Consider the following 20,587-nt stretch of genomic DNA (forward strand, 5'->3'; position numbering starts at 1 on the left):
GTGGCAAGACACGGGAAATCGTGGTCGGCGAGTTGCGCCGAAAATCGACCGAATCCCCACCCGCATCCGCCACAAAACGCCACCCATGCCCCATAGCCACCCACCCGTGGACCAGCGGGTCAGCCCCTCACACCCACCACACCGAAGATCCACGCACACGCCTTATGTCCCTAATGCCCATAAACGCCATGGGTGTCACTCTGCGTGCACACACCATCACCATTAGCACATAATGAAGGGCATGAAACACACCACACCACGACTCCTCGCCGCCCTCGCCCTCACTGCGGCCACCCTCAACGTCTCCGCACCCGCGCACGCGGCCGAACACCCAGGCCAGGCCACCACCTACCCCGGCCACACCACCAGCCAGTACGTCCCCCTCACCAACGCCACCACCCACCACGCCCACCAGTCCGGCTGCACCCAGGCCAAAACCAAGACCCCCGGCGTCCGCGTCCTCTTCTTCGGCACCCAGGAGAAGAACAACCAACTCCGCGAACCCGGCACCAGCGCGGGCACCACCACACCCCGCACCCACACCGACAAAGCCATCGAATACGCCCACCACTGGGCCCGCGGCTACGCCGAGTGCGACACCACCAACACCCCCACCCACCTCGCCCTGGGCATCAACAACAAGGACGACGGCGGCATCAACGGCACCACCGCCGGACGCCAGTGGGCCACCCTCGTCGACAACGCCCGCAAGGCCACCACACCCCAGGTCACCCTCACCGCCGCCATCGACGCCGAACCCTCCTGGTCCACCCCCGCCTGGGCCCGCGACTGGATCAAGGCCTACACCGACGCCACCAAAACCCCCCTCTACGCAGCCAACTCAGCCGACGGATGCCCCTCCACCGGCAACGGCGCATGCAGCAACGGCTGGACCCTCAAGGACGTCCACCTCGCCTCCGGCGGCAACCAACCCACCGTCGCCACCATCCCCCAGATCTACCGCACCGACGGCATCCAGGCCCGCCAATGGGCCAACATCAGCAACTGGGGCCACACCAACACCGGCGACCCCCTCCGCTTCGCCGCCGCCATGTCCCAGAACACCGCCTGCGAACAGCGCACCTGCAACAACACCGACAACACCCCCCAACAGGCCTGGACCCAACTCAAACAAGCCCTCGACACCCACGCCAACACCCGCATCACCCACCTCGGCCCCGCCACCGACATGCGCTGGCCCTAGACCACACCCAACCCCCCGCACCCAACCGGGCCACCACACACCCGCACCACACAAAGCCAACCAAGACCCCACACACCACCAAGGCCCGGGTTCACACGAACCCGGGCCTCACCCACCCCCAACAGGGGAGCCACCACCCCCGCGACCACCCACACCCGCACCCCAGAATAGAAACGGAAGGCGCCCACCACCCACCACCGGAGACACCACCATGGCCACCACCAGCCCCAGAACCGGGCCCCTCACCAACCTGGCCCACACACTCCTCCTCGTCTCCCACAACACCGCCGCCTTCCTCCTCACCCCACTCGTCCTCGCCTCCTCCCTCCTCACCCTCATCTGGATCGGCCTCCCCTTCACCATCCTCACCGCCACCACCCTGCGCACCATCGCCAACGCACAACGCACCACCCTCACCCACCTCAACCCCCACCAACCCGTCCCCGCCACCTACCGCCCCATGCCCCCCACCGGAGTCCACGCCCGCGTCCGCGTCATCCTCACCGACACCGCCACCTGGCGCGACATCCTCTGGCTCGCCTCAGCCCCCCTCCTCACCTTCCTCGCCCTCCTCAGCTACACCCTCTACGCCCACGCCCTCTACCAAACCCTCTACGCCCTCATCCTCTGGCGCCACATCCCCAGCCTCTACGGATTCATCACCCCCCACACCCCCACCGAGGCACTCCTCGCCCTCATCCCCGCCGCACTCACCCTCCTCCTCGCCCACTTCCTCCACCCCCTCACCACCAGCGCCCACCACAAACTCGCCCGCATCATCCTCGCCCCCTCAGAAAAAGCCCGACTCACCGCACGCGTCGCCCACCTCGCCACCAGCCGCGCCGACACCATCGACACCCAGGCCGCCGAAATCCGCCGCATCGAACGCGACCTCCACGACGGAGCCCAAGCCCGCCTCGTAGCCCTCGGCATGAACCTCGCCCTGGCCGAACAGATCGTCGACACCAACCCCCACAACGCCAAACACATGCTCGCCGAAGCCCGCGAGACCACCCGCAAAGCCCTCACCGAACTCCGCGACCTCGTCCGCGGCATCCACCCACCCGTCCTCGTCGAACGCGGACTCGACGGAGCAGTCCACGCCCTCGCCCTCACCCACCACCTCCCCATCACCGTCACCACCAACCTCAACGGCAGACCCGCCGACCCCGTCGAATCCGCCGCCTACTTCGCCATCGCCGAACTCCTCACCAACACCGCCAAACACACCCACGCCACCCACGCCTGGGTCCACATCAACCACGGCCGCCAACGACTCGTCACCACCGTCACCGACAACGGACAAGGAGGCGCCCAACCCACCCCCGAAAGCGGCCTCGCCGGCATCGCGCGGCGCCTCGACTCCTTCGATGGCACGATGAACATCACCAGCCCCCACGGCGGCCCCACCATCGTCACCCTGGAGATCCCATGCGCGTTGTCATCGCCGAAGACCTTGCCCTCCTCCGCGACGGCCTGATCCGACTCCTCGAAGCCCACACCTTCACCGTCGTCGCCGCCGTCGACAACGGCCCCGACCTCCACACCGCCCTCATCGACCACAAACCCGACGTCGCCGTCGTCGATGTCCGCCTACCCCCCACCTTCACCGACGAAGGCCTCCAGGCCGCCATCGGCGCCCGCACCCAGATCCCCGGCCTGCCGATCCTCGTCCTCTCCCAACACGTCGAACAGCTCTACGCCCGCGAACTCCTCTCCGACGACGCGGGCGGCGTCGGCTACCTCCTCAAGGACCGCGTCTTCGACATCAACCAGTTCATCGAGGCCATCCGCCGCGTCGCCGACGGAGGCACCGCGATGGACCCCGCCGTCATCTCCCAACTCCTCGCCCGCCAGGACCAGAGCGGCCCCCTGGCCCAACTCACCCCCCGCGAACGCGAGGTCCTCGCCGAAATGGCCGAGGGTCGCTCCAACTCCGCCATCGCCGGACGCCTCTACATCACCGAAAAGGCCATCAGCAAACACATCAACAACATCTTCACCAAACTCGACCTGCCCCCCTCCAGCGACGACAGCCGCCGCGTCCTCGCCGTCCTCGCCTACCTCAACGGACAATGAAAAAGGCCGCGGCCCCCACCGGGACCACGGCCACACACCCACCTCAACCACTACTCACGACGCACCCGATACAGCCCGTCGATCTCCTCGGAGAACGCGCGCAACACCGCCTCACGCCGCAACTCCCCCGAAGGACGCACCAACCCCGACTGCACCGTGAACTCCTCAGCCAACACATGGAACGACCGCACCGCCAGATGCCGCGGCACACTCCGGTTGGCCTCATACACCAAACCCTGCACCTCCCGCAGCAGATCACGGTCCCCCGCGATCTCCTCCGGCGCCATCGACAACGGCCGACCGTTCACCAGACGCCAGTACTCCAACTGATCACGCACCAGCGTCACCAGGGCACTCGCGAACGGCCGCCCCTCCACGATCACCAACACCTGACTGATCAACGGATGCGACCGCAACCGAGCCTCGAAACCCGACACCACGTCCGAGTCCCGCGAACCCTCACCCACCGCCGCGAACTCACCCGTCCCCGACGACTCCCCCCGAGACCCCCCGGACTCCACCACCGGAGCCACCTCCAACTCCCGCGTGGGAGCCTCCACCACAGGCAGCGACGCCGTGGCCACCACCTCCGGAGCCACCTCCAACTCCGGCTCGGCCACCACGTCGAGCACGTTCGCCCGCGGCACGAACCGCCCCGGAACCTCCGCCACCGACGCCTGCGGACGCACCCGCCCCCGCACCCGGACGAACCCCTCAGCGTCCTCCTCGGCCAACACCCCCGTGGCCAACCAGCCCTCCCGGAACGCCGACCGCGAACCCTCACCGTCCGCCCAGTACCCCAGGAACACCGCACCGCCGCGCACGAACAGCTCACCCCCGCGCGAAACCCACACCTCACGCCCCGGCATCGCCTGCCCCACCGAACCCGCGACCCGCTCACCAGGCGCGTTCGCCACGAACACACCCGCCGTCTCCGGCACACCGAACACCTGCATCACCGGCACACCCACACCGTTGAAGTAACTGTCCAACCGATCCGTCAACCCACCGCCCCAGCACACCGCCAGATGCACCCGGCCACCCAACAGATCCCGGATCTTCGAGAACGACCAGTCGTACATCGACCGCGACAACCGACGCCAGGCACCCTTCTTCGGCGACTGGTCGAACGACACCGCCGCGTCCATCGCCGCGTTGAACGTCCCCACCGAGTCCCAGTCCGTGGAGTGCGCCGACGCCCGCTCCGAACCGTGCACCCGCTCGAACAGGTCCGACCGGCACACCAGCACCGTCGGCCGGAACCGGTGCAGCTCACGTCGCAACCGCCCCGGGGCCACCAGTCCCACCCGGACCCGGCCCACCACACACGCCACCAACGACGCCAACCCCGGCAGCTCCGACATCGGCAGGTCCAACACCGCGCTCGCCCGGCCCGCAGACAGCTCCGCCAACCGTGGCCACATCCGGTCAACCAGGTCAGCCGCCGCCGTCAGCAGCGCCCCGTGCGACAGCACCACACCCCGCGTCCGCCGCGAGACCGTGCTCATCGGGTACAACACCACCGCGGGGTCGTCGGCGACCACCTCGTCACGACGGAACCGCACCGCGGAGGCGTCCATGTACGTCCCCAGACCCGCCACCACCGGCAGGCCCTCCTCGTAACGCCACACCCGGCCCAGGTCCGGCAGCTCCCGCTGCAACCCCACGGCCGTCCGGTACTGGCGGTCCCCCTCGACCACCGCGGCCGCCGGGCGCGTCTCACGCACCACGTGCTTCACCCGCTCCGCTGACGCCGTCCTCGGCAGCGGCACCAACACGGCCCGCACCGACCACACGGCGAACGCGAACCGCACCCAGTCGTGGTGCGAGTCGGCCACCAGGAGCACTCGGTCACCCTCAGCGACACCGGCCGCGACCAGCCCCTTCGCCAGAGCCGTCACCTCGGTGGCGAACTCCCCGGCGGTCCGACGCTCCCAGTCCTGACCCTCCAACACGGAGAACACGTGCGCGTGGGCGTCCGTGGTCGCCACCTCGTAGATCAGTTCACTCAACCCGGAGTGTTCTCGAGCCAACGAACCGGGGGTCTCGCCCATACCCACTCATCCTCTGTCGCGTCAGTAGGCGGGCCCGACACGATCCCCACCCGCCTCAGTCGGGGAATTGTGCCCTACTGTGCCCATTTCCCCACCGAACGGCAACCTCGCCGTTCCGGCCTGAAATCACCCGAGACCTGGGCTCATCGGACCTTCACCCGCGCGGCCCAGACGAACGCCAGCAACGACAGCACCGCCACGGAGGCCATCACCACCGCCATGCTCACCAACGAGGCCTGACCCGAAGGCGTCAACCCCGCCGTGGCCGCGATCAGACCGCCAAGAGCGAACTGCATCGAGCCCATGAGTGCCGAGGCCGTACCGGCCACGGCCTTGGGCTGACCGTCCAGAGCCGTCACCGTCGCGTTCGGCATGATGAAACCGACGCTGAACATCATCAGAGCCAACAGCCCCGACACCATCCACAGCTCCGCCATCCCGCTCAGCGCCAACACCAACAGCGACAGCACCGACACCAGGGCCAGCAACAGACCCATCAGCAACCGCCGGGCCGTGTCCACACGACCCACCAGGAAACCGTTGCCCTGGGTGCCCGCCATCGACGCCAACGCGTTCACCGCGAACAACCACCCGTAGGTCTGCGGCGAGATCCCGAACTCGTTCTGCGAAACGAACGAGAACGCCGACACGTAGGTGAACAGCATCCCGAAGCTCAGCCCCAGAGTCAGCACGGGACTCACGAACCGCGGGTTGCGCACCAGACCCCACACCGTCGAGGCCAGCTGACGCGGCCCCTGGGACCGTCGGGCCTCCGGCGGCAGGCTCTCCGGCAGCCACAACAGCACCAGCACGAAGCTCAGCGCCGACATCGCCGCCAACACCCAGAAACTCAACTGCCACGGGCCCACCAGCAACAACTGCGCACCCACCAGGGGAGCCAGCAACGGGGCCAGCATCATCACCAACGCCAGCCGGGAGAAGAACCGCACCGCGTCGTCACCCTGGAACATGTCGCGCACGATGGCCCGGGCCACCACGGCACCGGCCGCCCCCGCCACGCCCTGGAGGAAGCGCAGCGCGATGAACACCGTCACGTTCGGCACGAACACACACAGCACCGACGTCACCGTGAACAGCGCGACACCCACCAGCAGCGGACCGCGTCTGCCCCAGGCGTCGCTCATCGGCCCGATGACCAGCTGACCCACGGCCATGCCGATCATGATCGCCGTCAGGGTCAGGCCGATCTGCCCCTCCGTCGCCCCCAGTTCCCGGGTGATCTGGGGAAAGGCCGGAAGGTACATGTCGGTCGCCAGCGGGCCGGTGGCGGTGAGCACACCGAGGACCAGCACCAGCAGGGCGATCGACTTGCGCGACCGCGTCGGTTGGGGGGCGACCCCCTGTTCGGGGGCGGTGGAGGGGGACGATGGGGACTGCACAGGCACTCCAGTTCGCAGACAGGCCGATCCACACGGCGGCGTACCGGAGCCGCGACGGATCAGGGATGGTTGGGGAGCGTGCCCAAAGGAATGGACCACTCCATACCAACACCGAAGGGGAGGATTTCGCTCCCCACCCAACCATCCGAAGGCCTGTGATGTCCCTTACGTCGGCGTTACGGTCATCTGCACCCCCGCCACCGACCGCCCGTCACCGCACCAGCCGGTCCAGCAGCCTCTCCACCTCGGCCTCCGGGTCCTCCGTCAGACCGCCGTGGATCGGCCCCGGCTGCACGATGGTGCTCCTGGGAGCGGTCAGCCAACGGAACCGCTGCCCCGGCCGCTCACGACCGGCCAGCCCCGCCTCGGCACCACCCCGGCACATCATCTCGACCGCCTCCAGGGCCCGCCGCACGCCGGCGACGTCCACCGCCGCGTCCACGGCCAGCAACCGGGCCTCGTCCAGGTCCGATCGCGACGCCAGGAACGCCCGCTCCTGCGAGTACACGATCACCCCGGCGTTCACGCACTCACCGCGGTCCAGACGCGGGATCACCCGCAGCAGCGCGTACTCGAACACCGCTCGTTCACGTTCCACACCCACCTGCCCGGTGGTCACCGTGGTGTAGCGCTCGCTCACGAGGTCACCTCCGGCAGCCAGGAACGGTCCGCCACTCGGGCCACCAGGTGCTTCACGTACGCCTCTCGTACTTCCTCCGCCGAGTCGAACCCCGGCTCGTCCACCAGCCATTCATCGGGCACCAGACGCACCACACCGCGCAGCAGGTCCTCGTCCACGAGCGGGGCCAGGGCGGCGTCGGCTGCCGCGAGGTCGGGAGCGGCCCCCGACAGCACGTGGTCGGAGGCGTCGTAGGCACGCTTGACGAACCGGTCGGCATTGGCCCAGCTGTGGTGGAAGATCAGCGTCGCCCCGTGGTCGATCAGGTAGGGCCGACCGTGCCACAGCAGCATGTTCGGGTTGCGCCAGGAGCGGTCCACGTTCCCGGTCAGGGCGTCGAACCACAGCACCCGGCCAGCGAACTCCCGGTCCACCTCGAAGGTCAGCGGGTCGAAGCCCAGGGAACCGGGGAGGAAGTCCATCCCCAGGTTCAGCCCGCCGCTGGCCTTGAGCAGCTCCTGGACCTCCGGGTCGGGTTCACCGCGGGCGATGACCGCGTCGAACTCCACCTCGGCCAGTTCCGGGACCGGTAGCCCCAGGGCCCGGCCCAGCTCACCGGTGATGACCTCGGCCACCAACGTCTTGCGCCCCTGTCCGGCACCGATGAACTTGACCACGTACATTCCCAGGTCGTCGGCCTCGACCAACCCCGGGAGCGAACCTCCTTCGCGCAGCGGCAGCACGTACCGCGTCGCGATCACCTTTTTCAGCACGCTGGCCAGCATAGGCACCGAACCCGACGTCCGTGTTCGCGTGTGCCCGCCCGCGGCAACGGTGCCGTCCGGCGCTCAACCGGACACAGGCGCGAGGTCCGGCCGGACCCGGACGGGGCCCGCATCCTTTCTCCCGCGCTCTCCTAAACAGGGCTGAACACGTTCTAGATACGGGCCCGCCGGGCCGCCCGCCTCCCAACCCCTCGAGAACGAGGAGTTGGGAGGCGGGCGGCGTAGCCGCGCGAATATGGTTTTTGGTAGGGCGGTTCGACAGAACAGCCGCGCCACCTTTACGACGTAGATTTATAATGTGGACACCCGAACCGCTCGAAGATTCCGAAGATCCTCGGAAGTTCCCCTGTCCCCATCCGGTGAGTCCGCAGACACGAAGCGGGTGGCGGGGCACTCCGGCCCGCCACCCGCTCCCCCGTGTCAGCGGCCCGGCCCTCGGGCCCGCGCTCCCCCGGTACAGCTAGAGGTTGTCCTCGGGGTCCTGCCCCCACTCCCCCTCGCCCTCGTCCCCTGGCGCGGGGATCGTGGGCGCCGGGCTGGCCGGGTCCCCCTCCCCCTCCTCCGGGCTCGGCTCCGACCCCGGCTCCTCGGCCGGCTCGGACTGCTCCGCCCCGGGCTCGCTCGGGGCCGGCATCTCCGGAGGCGGGAACTGCATCATCCACAGGTACAACGCGAACACCAACAACAGGAGCAACAGCAACAGGGCGCCCAGGCCACCGATCAGCCACCAGTTGGCCTCCCCACGGGCCACCGGGCTGTCCCTGCGCCCCGCCCACGGCGCCCAACGCACCGCCGAGCCGCCCCGCTCCCCCGCCCAGTACGGCATCACGACCGGGCCGCGCAGGACCACCGGCCCACCGCGCCCGGCCTCCTCCAGGAACCGGCCCGCACCCGCGCCGTCCTCCTCGTAGGGAACCGCCACCCACAGGGCCGACCTCCCGCTCGTACGGGCGGCCGCCACGTTCTCACCGTCACGTACCGCGCGCGCGAACCGCTCCCGAGTGGGCTCGTCGATGCCCGCCGCGTCGTTGAGCATCGCCACGCTCATCCGCTCCCCGGCGGAGTCGCGGCCCAGGTAGACCACGCCCAGACGTGACTCGTGCAGCCGTCCCAGCAGCCGGTACCCGCCGAGCTGGCGCGGGTCGACGTCGTTGAGGCCCCTCGTGGGCGCCGTCATGTCACTTCCCCTCTCCGACACGTCGCGGTCCGCCACCCGTCGTCCCGCCGTCCGTCCCGGTCCCAGTCTCGCGTTGTCTACCGGCCCGAGAGCACCTAAACAGGTAGTGTCGCCACAGGTGATCCACAACCTACTCCTTACCGGCGCCCACGCACGGGGGCGCCGAGTCCGGGAAGGACGGGACATGGCAGAAACCCCACCCGGGAACGGTCCCGCGTCCGCGCCGGGGCCGGAGAGCACTCCGGGCGAGCCGACCCGCTTGCTGCGGGCGGCGCTGCACGAGGTGTCCACGGTGATCGTGGGCCAGGAGCGCATGGTGGAGCGCTCCCTCATCGCGCTGGTGGCCCAGGGGCACTGCCTCATCGAGGGGGTCCCCGGCATCGCCAAGACGTTGGCCGTCTCCACGCTGGCCAAGGTCACCGGCGGGTCGTTCTCCCGCATCCAGTTCACCCCGGACCTCGTGCCCTCGGACATCGTCGGCACGCGCATCTACCACCCCTCCACCGAGCGGTTCGACGTCGAGCTGGGGCCGGTCTTCGCCAACTTCGTGCTCGCCGACGAGATCAACCGTGCGCCCGCCAAGGTGCAGTCGGCGCTGTTGGAGGTCATGGCCGAGCGGCAGGTGTCCATTGGCGGAACCACGCACCCGCTGCCCTCACCCTTCATCGTCATCGCCACGCAGAACCCGGTCGAGTCCGAGGGGGTCTACCCGCTGCCCGAGGCGCAGCGCGACCGCTTCCTCATGAAGGTCAACGTCCACCACCCCAAGGCGCACGAGGAGATGGAGATCCTGCGCCGGATGAGTTCGACGCCGCCCACGGCCCACCAGGTGCTGGACCCGGTGACCCTGGGCGAGCTCCAGGCCGACGCCGAGCGCGTCCACGTGCACCAGCTGATCGCCGACTACGTCGTGCGCCTGGTCATGGCCACACGCGAGCCGGAGAACCACCAGATGCCCGACCTGCGCCAGGCACTGGAGGTGGGCGCCAGTCCGCGCGCCACCCTTGGCCTGGTCGCGGCGGCGCGGGCGCTGGCCCTGCTACGGGGGCGCGACTACGTGCTGCCGGACGACGTGCGGGTCCTGGCCCACGACGTCATCGCGCACCGTCTGGTCCTGACCTTCGACGCCCTGGCCGACGGCGTCACGCCCGACCAGGTGGTCGACCGCATCCTGTCGACCGTTCCCGCGCCCCGGGTCATCTGGGACGAGCCGCCCTCGGGTGAGACCGCCTCCTTCGCCACTCAGAGGTAGGAAGGGACCAGAGGTGATCGTGTGAACAGACCCTTCATCGGTTCCGACCCGCGGCTCAGGGCCGCGCTGCGCCGTTTGGACCTGCGCATCGTGCAGCGGCTGGACGGCCTCCTGCACGGGGAACACCTCGGGCTGCGGTTGGGCCCGGGGTCCGAGGCGGCCGAGGCCCGGCTGTACCAGCCGGGTGAGGACGACGTGCGGCACATGGACTGGGCGGTGACCGCGCGGACGGACACCCCCCACGTGCGCGACGTGGTCGCCGACCGCGAGCTGGAGAGCTGGACCCTGCTGGACCTGTCTCCGAGCATGGACTTCGGCACGGGGCTGAGGTCCAAGCGGGAGATCGCGGTGGGCGCCCTGGTGGCGACCAACCTGCTCACGCAGCGGGTGGGTGACCGTTTCGGAGCGCACTTCCTGCACCAGGGGCGGGTGCGGCGCTGGCCCGCGAGGTCGGGCAAGGAGGCACTGCTGTCGTTGTTGGCGACGGTGGCCGCCGCGCCACAGGAGGACGTGCGCACGCCGGACGAGAACCGGGCCAGCCTGGCCGACGCCGTCACCGACCTGGTGCGGACCCGGCGCAGGCGGGGGCTGCGCGTGGTGATCTCCGACTTCCTCGACACCCCGGCCTTCGGTGACGAGGTGCCCTGGGAGCGGCCGCTGCGGCAGCTGGGCTCACGCCACCAGGTGCTGGTGGTGGAGGTGCTGGACCCCCGGGAGCTGGACGTGCCCGAGGTGGGCGACGTGGCGTTGCGTGATCCGACCACCGGGCGGGTACGTGACGTGCGTCTGACCCGTGCGGTCCGTGAGCGCTACCAGCGGGCCGCCGCGGCGCAGCGGGCGGCGGTGCGCGGGGCCCTGCGCCGTTGCGGGGTACACCATCTGGTGTTGCGCACGGACCGGGACTGGGTCCTGGACACCGCCCGGTTCGTGATCAACCAGCGCCGGACCGCGCACCACATGGCCCGGCACACGCCGGGGGTGCCCAGGTGAGCGGCTCCGGCAGAGCCGGGATCCCGGGCCGGGACGTGGGCGCGGGAGGTTCCCGCGCAGGTACGGGCAGGGGGGACGTGGGGCGGTCATGACCTTTCTGGAGCCGCAGCGGCTGTGGTGGCTGCTGATCCTGGTGCTGCTCGTGGGCGCGTACGTGTTCACGCAGCGCCAGCGTCGTGAGTACACGGTGCGCTTCACCAACCTGGAGCTGTTGAACCAGGTGGTGCCGCACCGGCCGGACGTGCGTCGGCACGTGCCCGCCACGCTGTTCACCCTGGCGTTGGGGGTGCTGATCGCCGCGATGGCGGTGCCCGCGATGCCGGTCGAGGCACCCCGGGAGCGGGCGACGATCATGGTGGCGGTGGACGTGTCGCTGTCGATGGCCGCCAACGACATCGAGCCGGACCGGTTGCACGCGGCCAAGGAGTCGGCCCGTGGGTTCGTGGAGACGTTGCCGGACCGGTTCAACGTGGGCCTGGTGTCGTTCTCCTCGACGGCGACGGTGGTGGCCGCGCCCACGCAGGACCATGAGTCGGTGACGGGGTCGATCGAGACCCTGCGGCTGGGTCCGGGGACGGCGATCGGCGAGGGGGTGTTCGCCTCCCTGGAGGCGATCCGCACCTTCGACGAGGACGCGGAGGAGGACCCTCCGCCCGCCGCGATCGTTCTGCTCTCGGACGGTGAGAACACGAGTGGGCGGGACATCCTCCAGGCGTCGGCCGAGGCGGCCGAAGAGGAGGTTCCGGTGTCGACGATCGCCTTCGGCAGCGGGGCCGCGATGATCGAGATCGACGGGTACCAGGTGCCGGCCGACATCGACAAGGAGGCGCTCCAGGGGCTGGCCGAGGACACCGGCGGGCACTTCTACGAGGCCGAGAGCGAGACGGAGCTGGATGAGGTGTACGAGGACATCGGGTCCTCACTGGGCTCGGAGATGGTGCATGAGGAGATCGTCACCCGGTTCGTCATGGCGGCGATCGTCCTGGCGCTGGCGACGGCATTGACCTCGCTGCTGTGGTTCCAACGGCTTCCCTGATCAGCGGCAGTTCAATCTCAGCGGCCAGTGTTGTTGGTCACATCCCTTTAGGTGGGGTTTATACCTTTTCCCGCTCGGCCACGGGTTAGCGTTGGCATGTTTTGTCATGCCCACCCACTTCGAGGAACGATGCCGAACACACCCGCTCTCCCGGCCGCGATCTGTTTCGACCTGGACGACACACTCATCGACGACCTCGCCGCCTCGTCCGTGGGTCTGCGCACGGTCATGGAACGGCTCGGCCACCCCGACTTCGGTTCGGCCCGCGCCCTGTGGGACACCCAGACCGAGATCTCCTTCGGCGCCTACCTGCGCGGCGACCTCACCCTGGACGAGCAGCGCCGCCAGCGCATCCGCGCCCTGGCCCTCCAGGCCGGCCACTCCGACCTCGCCGACCAGCACTGCGACGAGCTCTACCGCATGTACCTGGACGGCCACCGCAGCGGTTGGCAGGTCTACTCCGACACCTTCCCGGTGCTCAACGCCCTCTCCTCGGCCGGATACCGGCTCGCCGTGCTCACCAACGGCATCGAGTCCCTTCAGCACGCCAAACTCCAGGCCCTGGAACTCACCCCCTACTTCCACGCCGTGGTCTGCGCCGACACCGTGGGCGCGGGCAAGCCCGACCCCCGGATCTTCCGCACCACCGCCCAGCGACTGGGCGTGGAGCCCGGCGCCTGCTGGCACGTGGGCGACCAGATCCAGGCCGACGCCGTGGGCGCCGTCGCCTCGGGCATGCGCCCGGTCATCGTCGACCGCCAGGCCCGCCAGCCCGTGGAGGGCGTCACCACCCTGAACGACCTCGACAGCCTCCTGCGCATGGTGGGGCTGTCCAGCAGCATGGCCGCGACGGGTCTGCTGTGACCTCGATCGACGACTGGATGGCCCGCCGGGTCACCGTCCACCTCGTCACCTCCGGACCCACCGGCCCGGTCCTGGTCGGAGCGCGCGTGCTCTTCGGTGAGGACCCCGAGGAGGTGGCCCGCCGACTGGGCGGCCTGCCCGAGGGGGCTCCGCTGGTGGCGCTCGACGTGCTCACCGAGACCGTGAGCCTGCCGCGCGGGCGCGCCCTGCACGTGGACCGGATCGTGTTCGCCGAACCCGACCTCGTGTCCGCCTGGCCCTCGGTCGTGCCCACCGAGGGTCTGCTTCCCCCGGCTCCCGCCCTGGCACCCGAGGAGGACCCCGCCCCGGAGGGGGCGCGCCCCCGGATGCGCCGGTTCTCGTCCTACGGGATCGTCACCGACCCGGCCGGGCGGATCCTGCTGAGCCTGATCGCCGAGGGCTACCCCGCCGCCGGTACCTGGCACCTGCCCGGCGGAGGCGTGGACACCGGTGAGGACGTGCGCGCCGCGCTGCGGCGCGAGGTGCTGGAGGAGTCCGGTCAGGCCGGTGTGGTCGGTGAGCTGATCACCGTGGCCAGCCACCGGCGGGCGCAGAGCTCCGGCACGGACGTCTACGCGGTCTGGGTGTTCTCCCACGTGCACGTGGCCGAGCCGACCGCGCCCCGCGTGGTCGAGGTGGACGGCTCCACCGCCGACTGCGGTTGGTTCACTCCGGCCGAGCTGACGGAGCTGCCGCTGTCCACCACGGCGCGACGCGGCATGGAGTTCCTGGTCCGGCACCGCCGTCGCGGCTGACCGGGACCGATCGGGCCGGGCCGGTGGCCCGGCACCCGGTGGGGTGTGGCCGGACCGCGGTGTCCGGACCGTGTGACTAGACGAGGACGCGGTGGCGCAGCCACCACAGTCCCGCCCCCAGGCCCAGGACCAGGACCCCGGTGCCGACCACCGGCAGGGGCAGGCTGGTCGCGAGCACCACGCACCCCACCAGGCCCACGATCGGGGCGATCAGCGGCGGGCGGTTCTCGTCCGGGCCGAGCCGCAGCGCCGAGGCGTTGGTGATGGCGTAGTAGACCAGCACGCCGAAGGCGGAGAAGGCGATCGCGCCCCGCAGGTCGGCGACCAGCACCAGGACGATCACCACGGCGGCCACCACGGCCTCGGCGCGGTGGGGCACCCCGTAGCGTTCGCTCATGGCGGCCAGAGGACGCGGCAGGTGACCGTCCGAGGCCATCGCCGCGGTGGTGTGCGAGATCCCCATCAGCAGTGGGAACAGGGCTCCCAGGCTGGCCAGGGCCGCACCGGCCACCACGAACGGCACGAGCATCGGGAACCCGGCGACCTGGACGGCGTCGGCCATGGGCGCCTGGCTGGTGGTGAGCTTCTCGCGGCCCAGCACGATGAGCAGGCCGGTGCCGATCGTCAGATACACCACCAGGACCGTGCCCAGGGAGAGCGAGATCGCCCGGGGGATGGTGGTGCGGGGGTCCCGGACCTGACCGCCCAGGGTGGCGATGCGCGCGTACCCGGCGAAGGCGAAGAAGATCATGCCCGCCGCACCCAGGACGCCGAAGGAGCCCGGCCAGGGCCCGAGCCCGTCCACCTCGGCGACGGCGGCCAGGCGACCACTCATCAGCATCGCGACGAACACGGCCGCCAGGACGGCCAGCACCATCAGGAGCAGCACCTTGATGACCAGGGTCGAACGGCGCACGCCCCGGTAGTTCACCGCGGCCAGGACGACCACGGCGGCCACCGCGACCGGTTTCTGCCACTCGGGGAGGGTGTAGGCGGCGAAGGTCATGGCCATGGCCGCGCAGGAGGCGATCTTGCCGACCACGAACGACCAGCCCGCCAGGTAGCCCCACAGGTCGCCCAGGCGTTCGCGCCCGTAGACGTAGGTGCCGCCGTCCTCGGGGTGCTGGGCGGCCAGGCGCGCCGAGGAGATCGCGTTGCAGTAGGCGACCAGACCCGCGATGAGGATGGCGACGGGCAGCCAGGCCCCGGCGCCCAGCGCCGCGGGGGCGAAGACCGTGAACACTCCGGCGCCGAGCATCGCCGCGGCGCCGATGGCGGCCGCGTCGACGGTTCCCAGCGTCCGGGCGGGTCTGGCCTGCGGTCCGGAAGAGGTGGCCAACGGGGTCTCCTTGCGTGGGTGTCTCCGGTCGTCGACCGGTGGGCGCACCCTCGTTCCCGCTGGTGGAGGCTGTGGCCCGAGAGGGCCGGGGGCCTCCGGAAGCGGGACGAGGGTCGCGTCCGACTTCCGAGTGTGCCCGATACCGGTGACCGGCGAGAGCGAACCCCCTGTACCGGGGGTGGCCGGTTCCGGACCGTCGCGCTCCGCGCCGGGGAAGGCGCGGGCGCGGGTCGGGGCCCCCTGCCGTGGCCGGGGACCCCTTCGGTTGCTGGGTTTCTCGCTGGGCGCGGGCGCCTCCGAGTCAGGTGGGACGCCAGGGTGAGCCCGCGTTGTCGTTGATGTCCTCGGCCGCCACCTGACGGAGCTGGCGTGAGAGGTCTGACAGTGCCCGGGAGACGGCGAGTTCCTCACCGATCTCGGGTACGTCCAGGTCGGTCGGGTGCTTGCGGGCCATTCCGTGACCGCGCAGGGCCGTGCCGTCGTCGGCGACCAGGCCGACCTCCGCCCACGTGCGGGCGGCGTCGCCCTCGTTCTCCTCGGCGACGACCACGTCGACGTTCCAACGCTTCATCGTCTGCATGGCATCCGCTCCCTCTCCGTCCGTGCCCGGGCCGGGCGTGTGTTCGATGTGCGCGTCGGGTCCCGGGTGGACCAGAGCCACGTGCTCCGGTTCGGTGCCGATCCAGTGCACCTGGTAGGGCGGTGACCCCTCCGCGCCCCGGACTCGGGTGACCACCCCCGTGCGTCGGTGGGTGTCGGCGTTCGGACTCTCGACGACCAGTCGGTCTCCTACCTCTGCTCGCATGGGTTCCCCCACAAACCTCGCTTGTCTCCATCATCGGTGCTGTTTCGGCTCTCAGCGAGGGGTTGGTTCTTTCGTTCCCGGTGGTATGCGAGGTTTTTGCCGTCCCATCACCCAGTCCGTGCCTGGTAGCGTCACGGCGTGGCCCAGCACTACTTCGACTCCGATCCCGGCACCGCCAGTCGGCCCTCCACCGCCGACCTGGTCCTGCCCGACCTCCACCTGCGCCTGCGCACCGACCGCGGCGTGTTCTCACCCGACAGGATCGACCTGGGCACCCGGGTCCTCCTGGAGAGCGTGCCCGCGCCCCCCGCCGAGGGGCGGCTGCTCGACCTGGGCTGCGGGTACGGGCCGATCTCCCTGACGATGGCCTCCCGCGCCCCCGGGGCGCGGGTGCTGGGGGTGGACGTCAACTCCAGGGCCGTGGGGCTGTCCCGGCGCAACGCCGACGACCACGGGCTCGACAACGCCTGGTTCGGCGTGATCGCTCCCGAGGGAGGCCTGGCCGTGGAGCAGGGCGAGGGCCGCGCTCCCGCGCCCGAGGACCTGCTCGGCCCCTTCGACGCGATCTGGTCCAACCCGCCGATCCGCGTGGGCAAGGACGTGTTGCACTCCATGTTGCGCACCTGGCTGAACCGTCTCACCCCCGAGGGCGTCGCGCACCTGGTGGTCCAGCGCCACCTTGGCTCGGACTCACTCCAGAAGTGGCTGGACGCCCAGGGGCTGCCCGCCGAGCGCGTGGCCTCCCGGTCCGGTTTCCGGGTCCTGGCCGTGCGGCGCGCCGCGTAGTTCCTTCCCCGCCCGCGGGTCTGCCGGAGGCACACGAACGCCCGGACCTGCACGGACTCCGAACTCGCCCGAACCACACCCCTCTGCCCGAACTTGCCGGTATGTGTCCCGGGTCACGCGTGCGCGCGCGACCCCTGACCGGTAGCCTGTACCGACCACGCCGGACCGCCCGGCCCCCACCACGAGGAACACACCGCAGTTGAGCACGCAGTTGCGTCCCACGGACGTCAAACGCCTGAACCGCCAGTGGCGCAGGCGCACCGAGGGGCGTCTGGCCCTTCTCGTCGAATCGGTCACCCAGCCCTACAACCTGGGGTCGATCCTGCGCACGTGCGCGACCTTCGGCGTGGACCAGCTCTGGCTCACCGGTAACAGCGCGGACCCCGACGACCCCAAGGTCGGCAAGACCGCCCTGGGTACCGGCGCGAAGGTCCCGCACACCCGTCTGTCCGGCACCGCCGAGGCCCTGGCCGCCGCCCGCGCCGACGGCTACAGGGTCGTGGCCGTGGAGCTGGCCAAGGGCGCCGTACCCCTGCACGCCGCGCCGCTGGAGCCCGACGTGTGCCTGGCCGTGGGCGCCGAGGACCACGGCTGCTCCCCCGCCCTGCTCACGGGCGCGGACGCCGTCACCTACATCCCGCAGATCGGCCGGGTCGGATCGCTGAACGTGGCCGTGGCCACGTCGATCGCCCTGGCTGAGGCACGACGCCGCGAGTGGGCCACCTTCGACGACGAGGCCAACGCGCCCGTCGGAGGCTGAGCCCCCAGGGAATCTTTCTTCCCCGCTGGACGTCCCTCCTGTGAAACACAGACCACTCCATTCACACCCGACGCGCAAAGGCGCAGAGAGAGGAACAGTGGACCCGTCCCGAAGTACCAGCAGCATCCCCAAGGGATGCTGTGACCCAGACTCCGACGAGCCCCCTTCTGTGAAGGGCGCGCACCTTCGTAGGATCCCTGCCCACAGGCGGACCCAGGCGGTGTGTGCCCGATGATCAGCACCGTTCTCAGTATCGCCTTCGGTGCCCTGGTGGTCTTCCTGATCACTGTGGCGACGGGTTACTTCGTCGCCCAGGAGTTCGGCTACATGGCCGTGGACCGTTCGCGACTCAAGTCGCGGGCCGCGGCCGGTGACGCGGGCGCGAAACGCGCCCTGGCCATCACGAAGCGAACTTCGTTCATGCTCTCCGGTGCCCAGCTGGGCATCACCGTCACCACTCTTCTGGTCGGTTACGTCGCCGAACCGATGATCGGTCAGGGTGTCGGCGAGCTTCTCGGCGGCGCGGGCGTGCCCGTCGGCACCGGCCTCGCGATCGGCACCGTACTGGCCCTGCTGTTCTCCACCGTCATCCAGATGGTGTTCGGCGAGCTCTTCGCCAAGAACCTGGCCATCGCCCACCCCGAACCAGTGGCCCGTTGGCTGGCCCTGTCCACGGGGATCTACCTGAAGGTCTTCGGACCGGTGATCTGGCTGTTCGACCAGGCGGCGATCTGGTTGCTCAGGCTGGTGAACATCACCCCGGTGGAGGACGTCCAGCACGCGGCGACCCCGCGCGACCTGGAACGCATCATCGCCGAGTCCCGTGAGACCGGTGACCTTCCCGCCGAGGTGTCCACCCTGCTGGACCGCACCCTCGACTTCCACGACCGCACCGCCGGGCACGCGATGATCCCGCGTCCCGAGGTGACCACCGTGGAGGAGGGCGACCCGGTCAGCCTGGTCGTGGAGCTGATGGCCTCCGACCACTCCCGTTTCCCGGTCCTGGGTGAGGGCGTGGACGACATCGTGGGCGTGATCTGCCTGCGCGACGTGCTCGCGCTGGGCGACCGCGACCTGTCCGGTGTCCGGGTCAGCGAGGTGGCGCGGGCGACCGTCATGGTCCCGGCGTCGCTCCCGCTGCCGGGCGTGCTGGACCAGCTGCGCGAGGCGGGCGAGGAGTTCGCCTGCGTGGTGGACGAGTACGGCGGCCTGGCCGGGGTGATCACCACCGAGGACCTGGCCGAGGAGCTGGTCGGCGAGATCGCCGACGAGCACACCCCGGAGGAGGAGGCCCCGGCCCACCTCGACGGGGAGAACGGCTACGTCGTTCCCGGAGCCCTGCACATCGACGAGGTCGAGCGGCTGATCGGCCACGACCTGCCCGAGGGCGACTACGAGACCATAGGCGGTCTGGTCATCCACGAACTCCACCGGCTGCCGCAGGTCGGCGATCGCGTGGAGCTGCCGCTGCCCCGACCCTCCAGCGCCCATGACGGCGATCCCGACATGGCTCTGACGCTGACCGTGAACGCGGTCCAGCGGCACGTTCCCAACACGGTGGAGCTGCGGCTGCGTGAGGTTGTCGAGGACGGCGCACGGGAGGTGCGGGCATGAGTGACATGAACGTGTGGTTGGCCATGGGGCTGACCGTGGTCTTCATCGCGCTGAGTGGCTTCTTCGTGGCGATCGAGTTCGCCCTGGTGGCGGCGCGCCGCTACCGGCTGGAGGAGGCCGCGCACACCAGCGCGTCGGCGCGCGCGGCGCTCAAGAGCGCCCGCGACCTGTCGTTGCTGCTGGCCGGTTCGCAGCTGGGCATCACCCTGGCCACGCTGGCCCTGGGCGCGATCTCCAAGCCCGCGTTCCACCACATGCTGGAGCCGCTGTTCGGCGGCCTGCCGTCGTCGGTGGGGTACGTGCTCTCGTTCACGTTCTCGCTGATCATCGTGACGTTCCTGCACCTGGTGATCGGTGAGATGGCGCCGAAGTCCTGGGCGATCTCGCACCCGGAGAAGTCGGCGACGATGCTGGCGATCCCGATGCGGGCGTTCATGTGGCTGACCCGCCCGCTGATCGTGATGCTCAACGGCATGGCCAACTGGGTTCTGCACCGGTTCGGTGTGCAGGCCGTGGACGAGCTGGTGAGCGGACACAACCCGGAGGACGTGCGGGAGCTGGTGGAGCACTCCGCGAAGGCGGGTGCACTGGACTCCGAGCGCCGGGACCAGCTCGCCACGGCCCTGGAGGTCAACTCCCAGCCGCTGGACGAGCACTTCACTCCGCGCGAGGAGATCGCGTGGGTGGAGCCGGGCGCCGGTGTGGAGGAGGTCAAGCGGGTCTCTCGCGAGTCCACGCACCTGCGCCTGGTGGTCATGGAGGCGGGTGAGCCGGTCGGGGTGCTGCACGTGCGTGAGGCGCTGAACAGCCCGGACGGGACCACCGCCGCCGACCTCATGCGCCCGGTGCTGACGCTGTCGGTGGGTACGCCGATGTACGCGGCGATGGGCATCATGCGGGACAGCCGCAGCCACCTCGCGCTCGTCGAGGACGGGGGCGAACTGGTGGGCCTGGTGACCCTCCAGGACATGCTGGACCGGTTGCTGCTGCTGGACACGGCGGCCTAGCGTCCGGAGCGGGAACGAACACGGCGGGGGCCGGTCACTC

The 20,587-nt window shown here is 70.1% G+C and carries 19 protein-coding genes; 12 read left to right on the forward strand and 7 right to left on the reverse strand.

Annotated features, from left to right (window positions below; translation table 11 throughout):
• Positions 1-241: 241 nt before the first annotated feature.
• The 3 genes from KBX21_RS01955 (at position 242) to KBX21_RS01965 (ending at position 3,283) form a co-directional block, all read left to right on the forward strand.
• Positions 242-1,204, forward strand: a complete 963-nt coding sequence (locus KBX21_RS01955) for a hypothetical protein (RefSeq protein ID WP_210840813.1) — start codon at positions 242-244, stop codon at positions 1,202-1,204.
• Positions 1,205-1,415: 211 nt separating this feature from the next.
• Positions 1,416-2,684: a sensor domain-containing protein gene (locus KBX21_RS01960; protein ID WP_210840814.1), complete on the forward strand. Its 1,269-nt coding sequence runs from the start codon at positions 1,416-1,418 to the stop codon at positions 2,682-2,684.
• Entirely contained in the window at positions 2,636-3,283 is a 648-nt protein-coding gene (locus tag KBX21_RS01965; RefSeq protein WP_210840815.1) for a response regulator transcription factor, read from the forward strand. Before KBX21_RS01960 ends, KBX21_RS01965 begins: the two co-directional genes overlap by 49 nt.
• Positions 3,284-3,333: 50 nt before the next feature.
• Here KBX21_RS01965 and KBX21_RS01970 read toward each other — a convergent pair whose 3' ends face one another.
• The 5 genes from KBX21_RS01970 to KBX21_RS01990 form a co-directional block, all read right to left on the reverse strand.
• Positions 3,334-5,337, reverse strand: a complete 2,004-nt coding sequence (locus KBX21_RS01970) for an AMP-binding protein (RefSeq protein WP_210840816.1) — start codon at positions 5,335-5,337, stop codon at positions 3,334-3,336.
• A gap of 143 nt (positions 5,338-5,480) precedes the next feature.
• Positions 5,481-6,737 (reverse strand): multidrug effflux MFS transporter, encoded by a 1,257-nt coding sequence (locus tag KBX21_RS01975; protein ID WP_049572647.1) that lies wholly within the window; start codon positions 6,735-6,737, stop codon positions 5,481-5,483.
• Between the two features lie 211 nt (positions 6,738-6,948).
• Positions 6,949-7,377 carry a DUF3037 domain-containing protein gene (locus tag KBX21_RS01980; RefSeq protein ID WP_049572642.1) on the reverse strand — a complete coding sequence of 143 codons (429 nt, stop codon included), beginning with the start codon at positions 7,375-7,377 and terminating at the stop codon, positions 6,949-6,951.
• A complete protein-coding gene (locus KBX21_RS01985) occupies positions 7,374-8,141 on the reverse strand; it encodes a HipA family kinase (protein ID WP_049572640.1) in 768 nt (255 codons plus the stop codon). Before KBX21_RS01985 ends, KBX21_RS01980 begins: the two co-directional genes overlap by 4 nt.
• A gap of 460 nt (positions 8,142-8,601) precedes the next feature.
• A complete protein-coding gene (locus tag KBX21_RS01990; protein WP_049572678.1) occupies positions 8,602-9,318 on the reverse strand; it encodes a hypothetical protein in 717 nt (238 codons plus the stop codon).
• A gap of 184 nt (positions 9,319-9,502) precedes the next feature.
• Here KBX21_RS01990 and KBX21_RS01995 point away from each other — a divergent pair, with 184 nt between their 5' ends.
• From KBX21_RS01995 to KBX21_RS02015, 5 genes are all read left to right on the forward strand, one after another.
• On the forward strand, positions 9,503-10,570 hold the full coding sequence (locus KBX21_RS01995; RefSeq protein ID WP_049572636.1) for a MoxR family ATPase: 1,068 nt from the start codon (positions 9,503-9,505) through the stop codon (positions 10,568-10,570).
• Between the two features lie 21 nt (positions 10,571-10,591).
• The gene (locus KBX21_RS02000) at positions 10,592-11,560 is read left to right on the forward strand and encodes a DUF58 domain-containing protein (protein ID WP_210840817.1); all 969 of its coding nucleotides are present in this window, start codon (positions 10,592-10,594) and stop codon (positions 11,558-11,560) included.
• 88 nt (positions 11,561-11,648) lie between these two features.
• Positions 11,649-12,596, forward strand: coding sequence for a VWA domain-containing protein (locus KBX21_RS02005; RefSeq protein WP_049572630.1), 948 nt, complete (start codon positions 11,649-11,651; stop codon positions 12,594-12,596).
• A 129-nt stretch (positions 12,597-12,725) separates the two neighbouring features.
• On the forward strand, positions 12,726-13,460 hold the full coding sequence (locus KBX21_RS02010) for an HAD family hydrolase (protein WP_049572626.1): 735 nt from the start codon (positions 12,726-12,728) through the stop codon (positions 13,458-13,460).
• Positions 13,457-14,236 carry an NUDIX domain-containing protein gene (locus tag KBX21_RS02015; RefSeq protein ID WP_307869128.1) on the forward strand — a complete coding sequence of 260 codons (780 nt, stop codon included), beginning with the start codon at positions 13,457-13,459 and terminating at the stop codon, positions 14,234-14,236. Before KBX21_RS02010 ends, KBX21_RS02015 begins: the two co-directional genes overlap by 4 nt.
• 76 nt (positions 14,237-14,312) lie before the next feature.
• Here KBX21_RS02015 and KBX21_RS02020 read toward each other — a convergent pair whose 3' ends face one another.
• Positions 14,313-15,575, reverse strand: coding sequence for an APC family permease (locus KBX21_RS02020; protein ID WP_049572622.1), 1,263 nt, complete (start codon positions 15,573-15,575; stop codon positions 14,313-14,315).
• A 301-nt stretch (positions 15,576-15,876) separates the two neighbouring features.
• Positions 15,877-16,380, reverse strand: coding sequence for a dsRBD fold-containing protein (locus KBX21_RS02025; RefSeq protein WP_082206441.1), 504 nt, complete (start codon positions 16,378-16,380; stop codon positions 15,877-15,879).
• 138 nt (positions 16,381-16,518) lie between these two features.
• On the opposite strand from KBX21_RS02025, the gene KBX21_RS02030 reads away from it, so the two are divergent.
• The 4 genes from KBX21_RS02030 to KBX21_RS02045 all read left to right on the forward strand — a co-directional run bounded on the left by KBX21_RS02030 (position 16,519) and on the right by KBX21_RS02045 (position 20,547).
• Entirely contained in the window at positions 16,519-17,166 is a 648-nt protein-coding gene (locus tag KBX21_RS02030) for a class I SAM-dependent methyltransferase (protein ID WP_049572619.1), read from the forward strand.
• A 199-nt stretch (positions 17,167-17,365) separates the two neighbouring features.
• Positions 17,366-17,926, forward strand: coding sequence for a TrmH family RNA methyltransferase (locus KBX21_RS02035; protein WP_049572615.1), 561 nt, complete (start codon positions 17,366-17,368; stop codon positions 17,924-17,926).
• 231 nt (positions 17,927-18,157) lie between these two features.
• Complete coding sequence (locus tag KBX21_RS02040; RefSeq protein WP_049572612.1) at positions 18,158-19,540, forward strand: hemolysin family protein; 1,383 nt, start codon at positions 18,158-18,160, stop codon at positions 19,538-19,540.
• Positions 19,537-20,547, forward strand: coding sequence for a hemolysin family protein (locus KBX21_RS02045; protein WP_049572610.1), 1,011 nt, complete (start codon positions 19,537-19,539; stop codon positions 20,545-20,547). The genes KBX21_RS02040 and KBX21_RS02045 overlap by 4 nt, the downstream gene beginning before the upstream one ends.
• Positions 20,548-20,587 lie beyond the last annotated feature (40 nt).

The sequence above is a fragment of the Nocardiopsis sp. B62 genome (genome assembly GCF_018070675.1).
Lineage (GTDB): Bacteria > Actinomycetota > Actinomycetes > Streptosporangiales > Streptosporangiaceae > Nocardiopsis > Nocardiopsis prasina.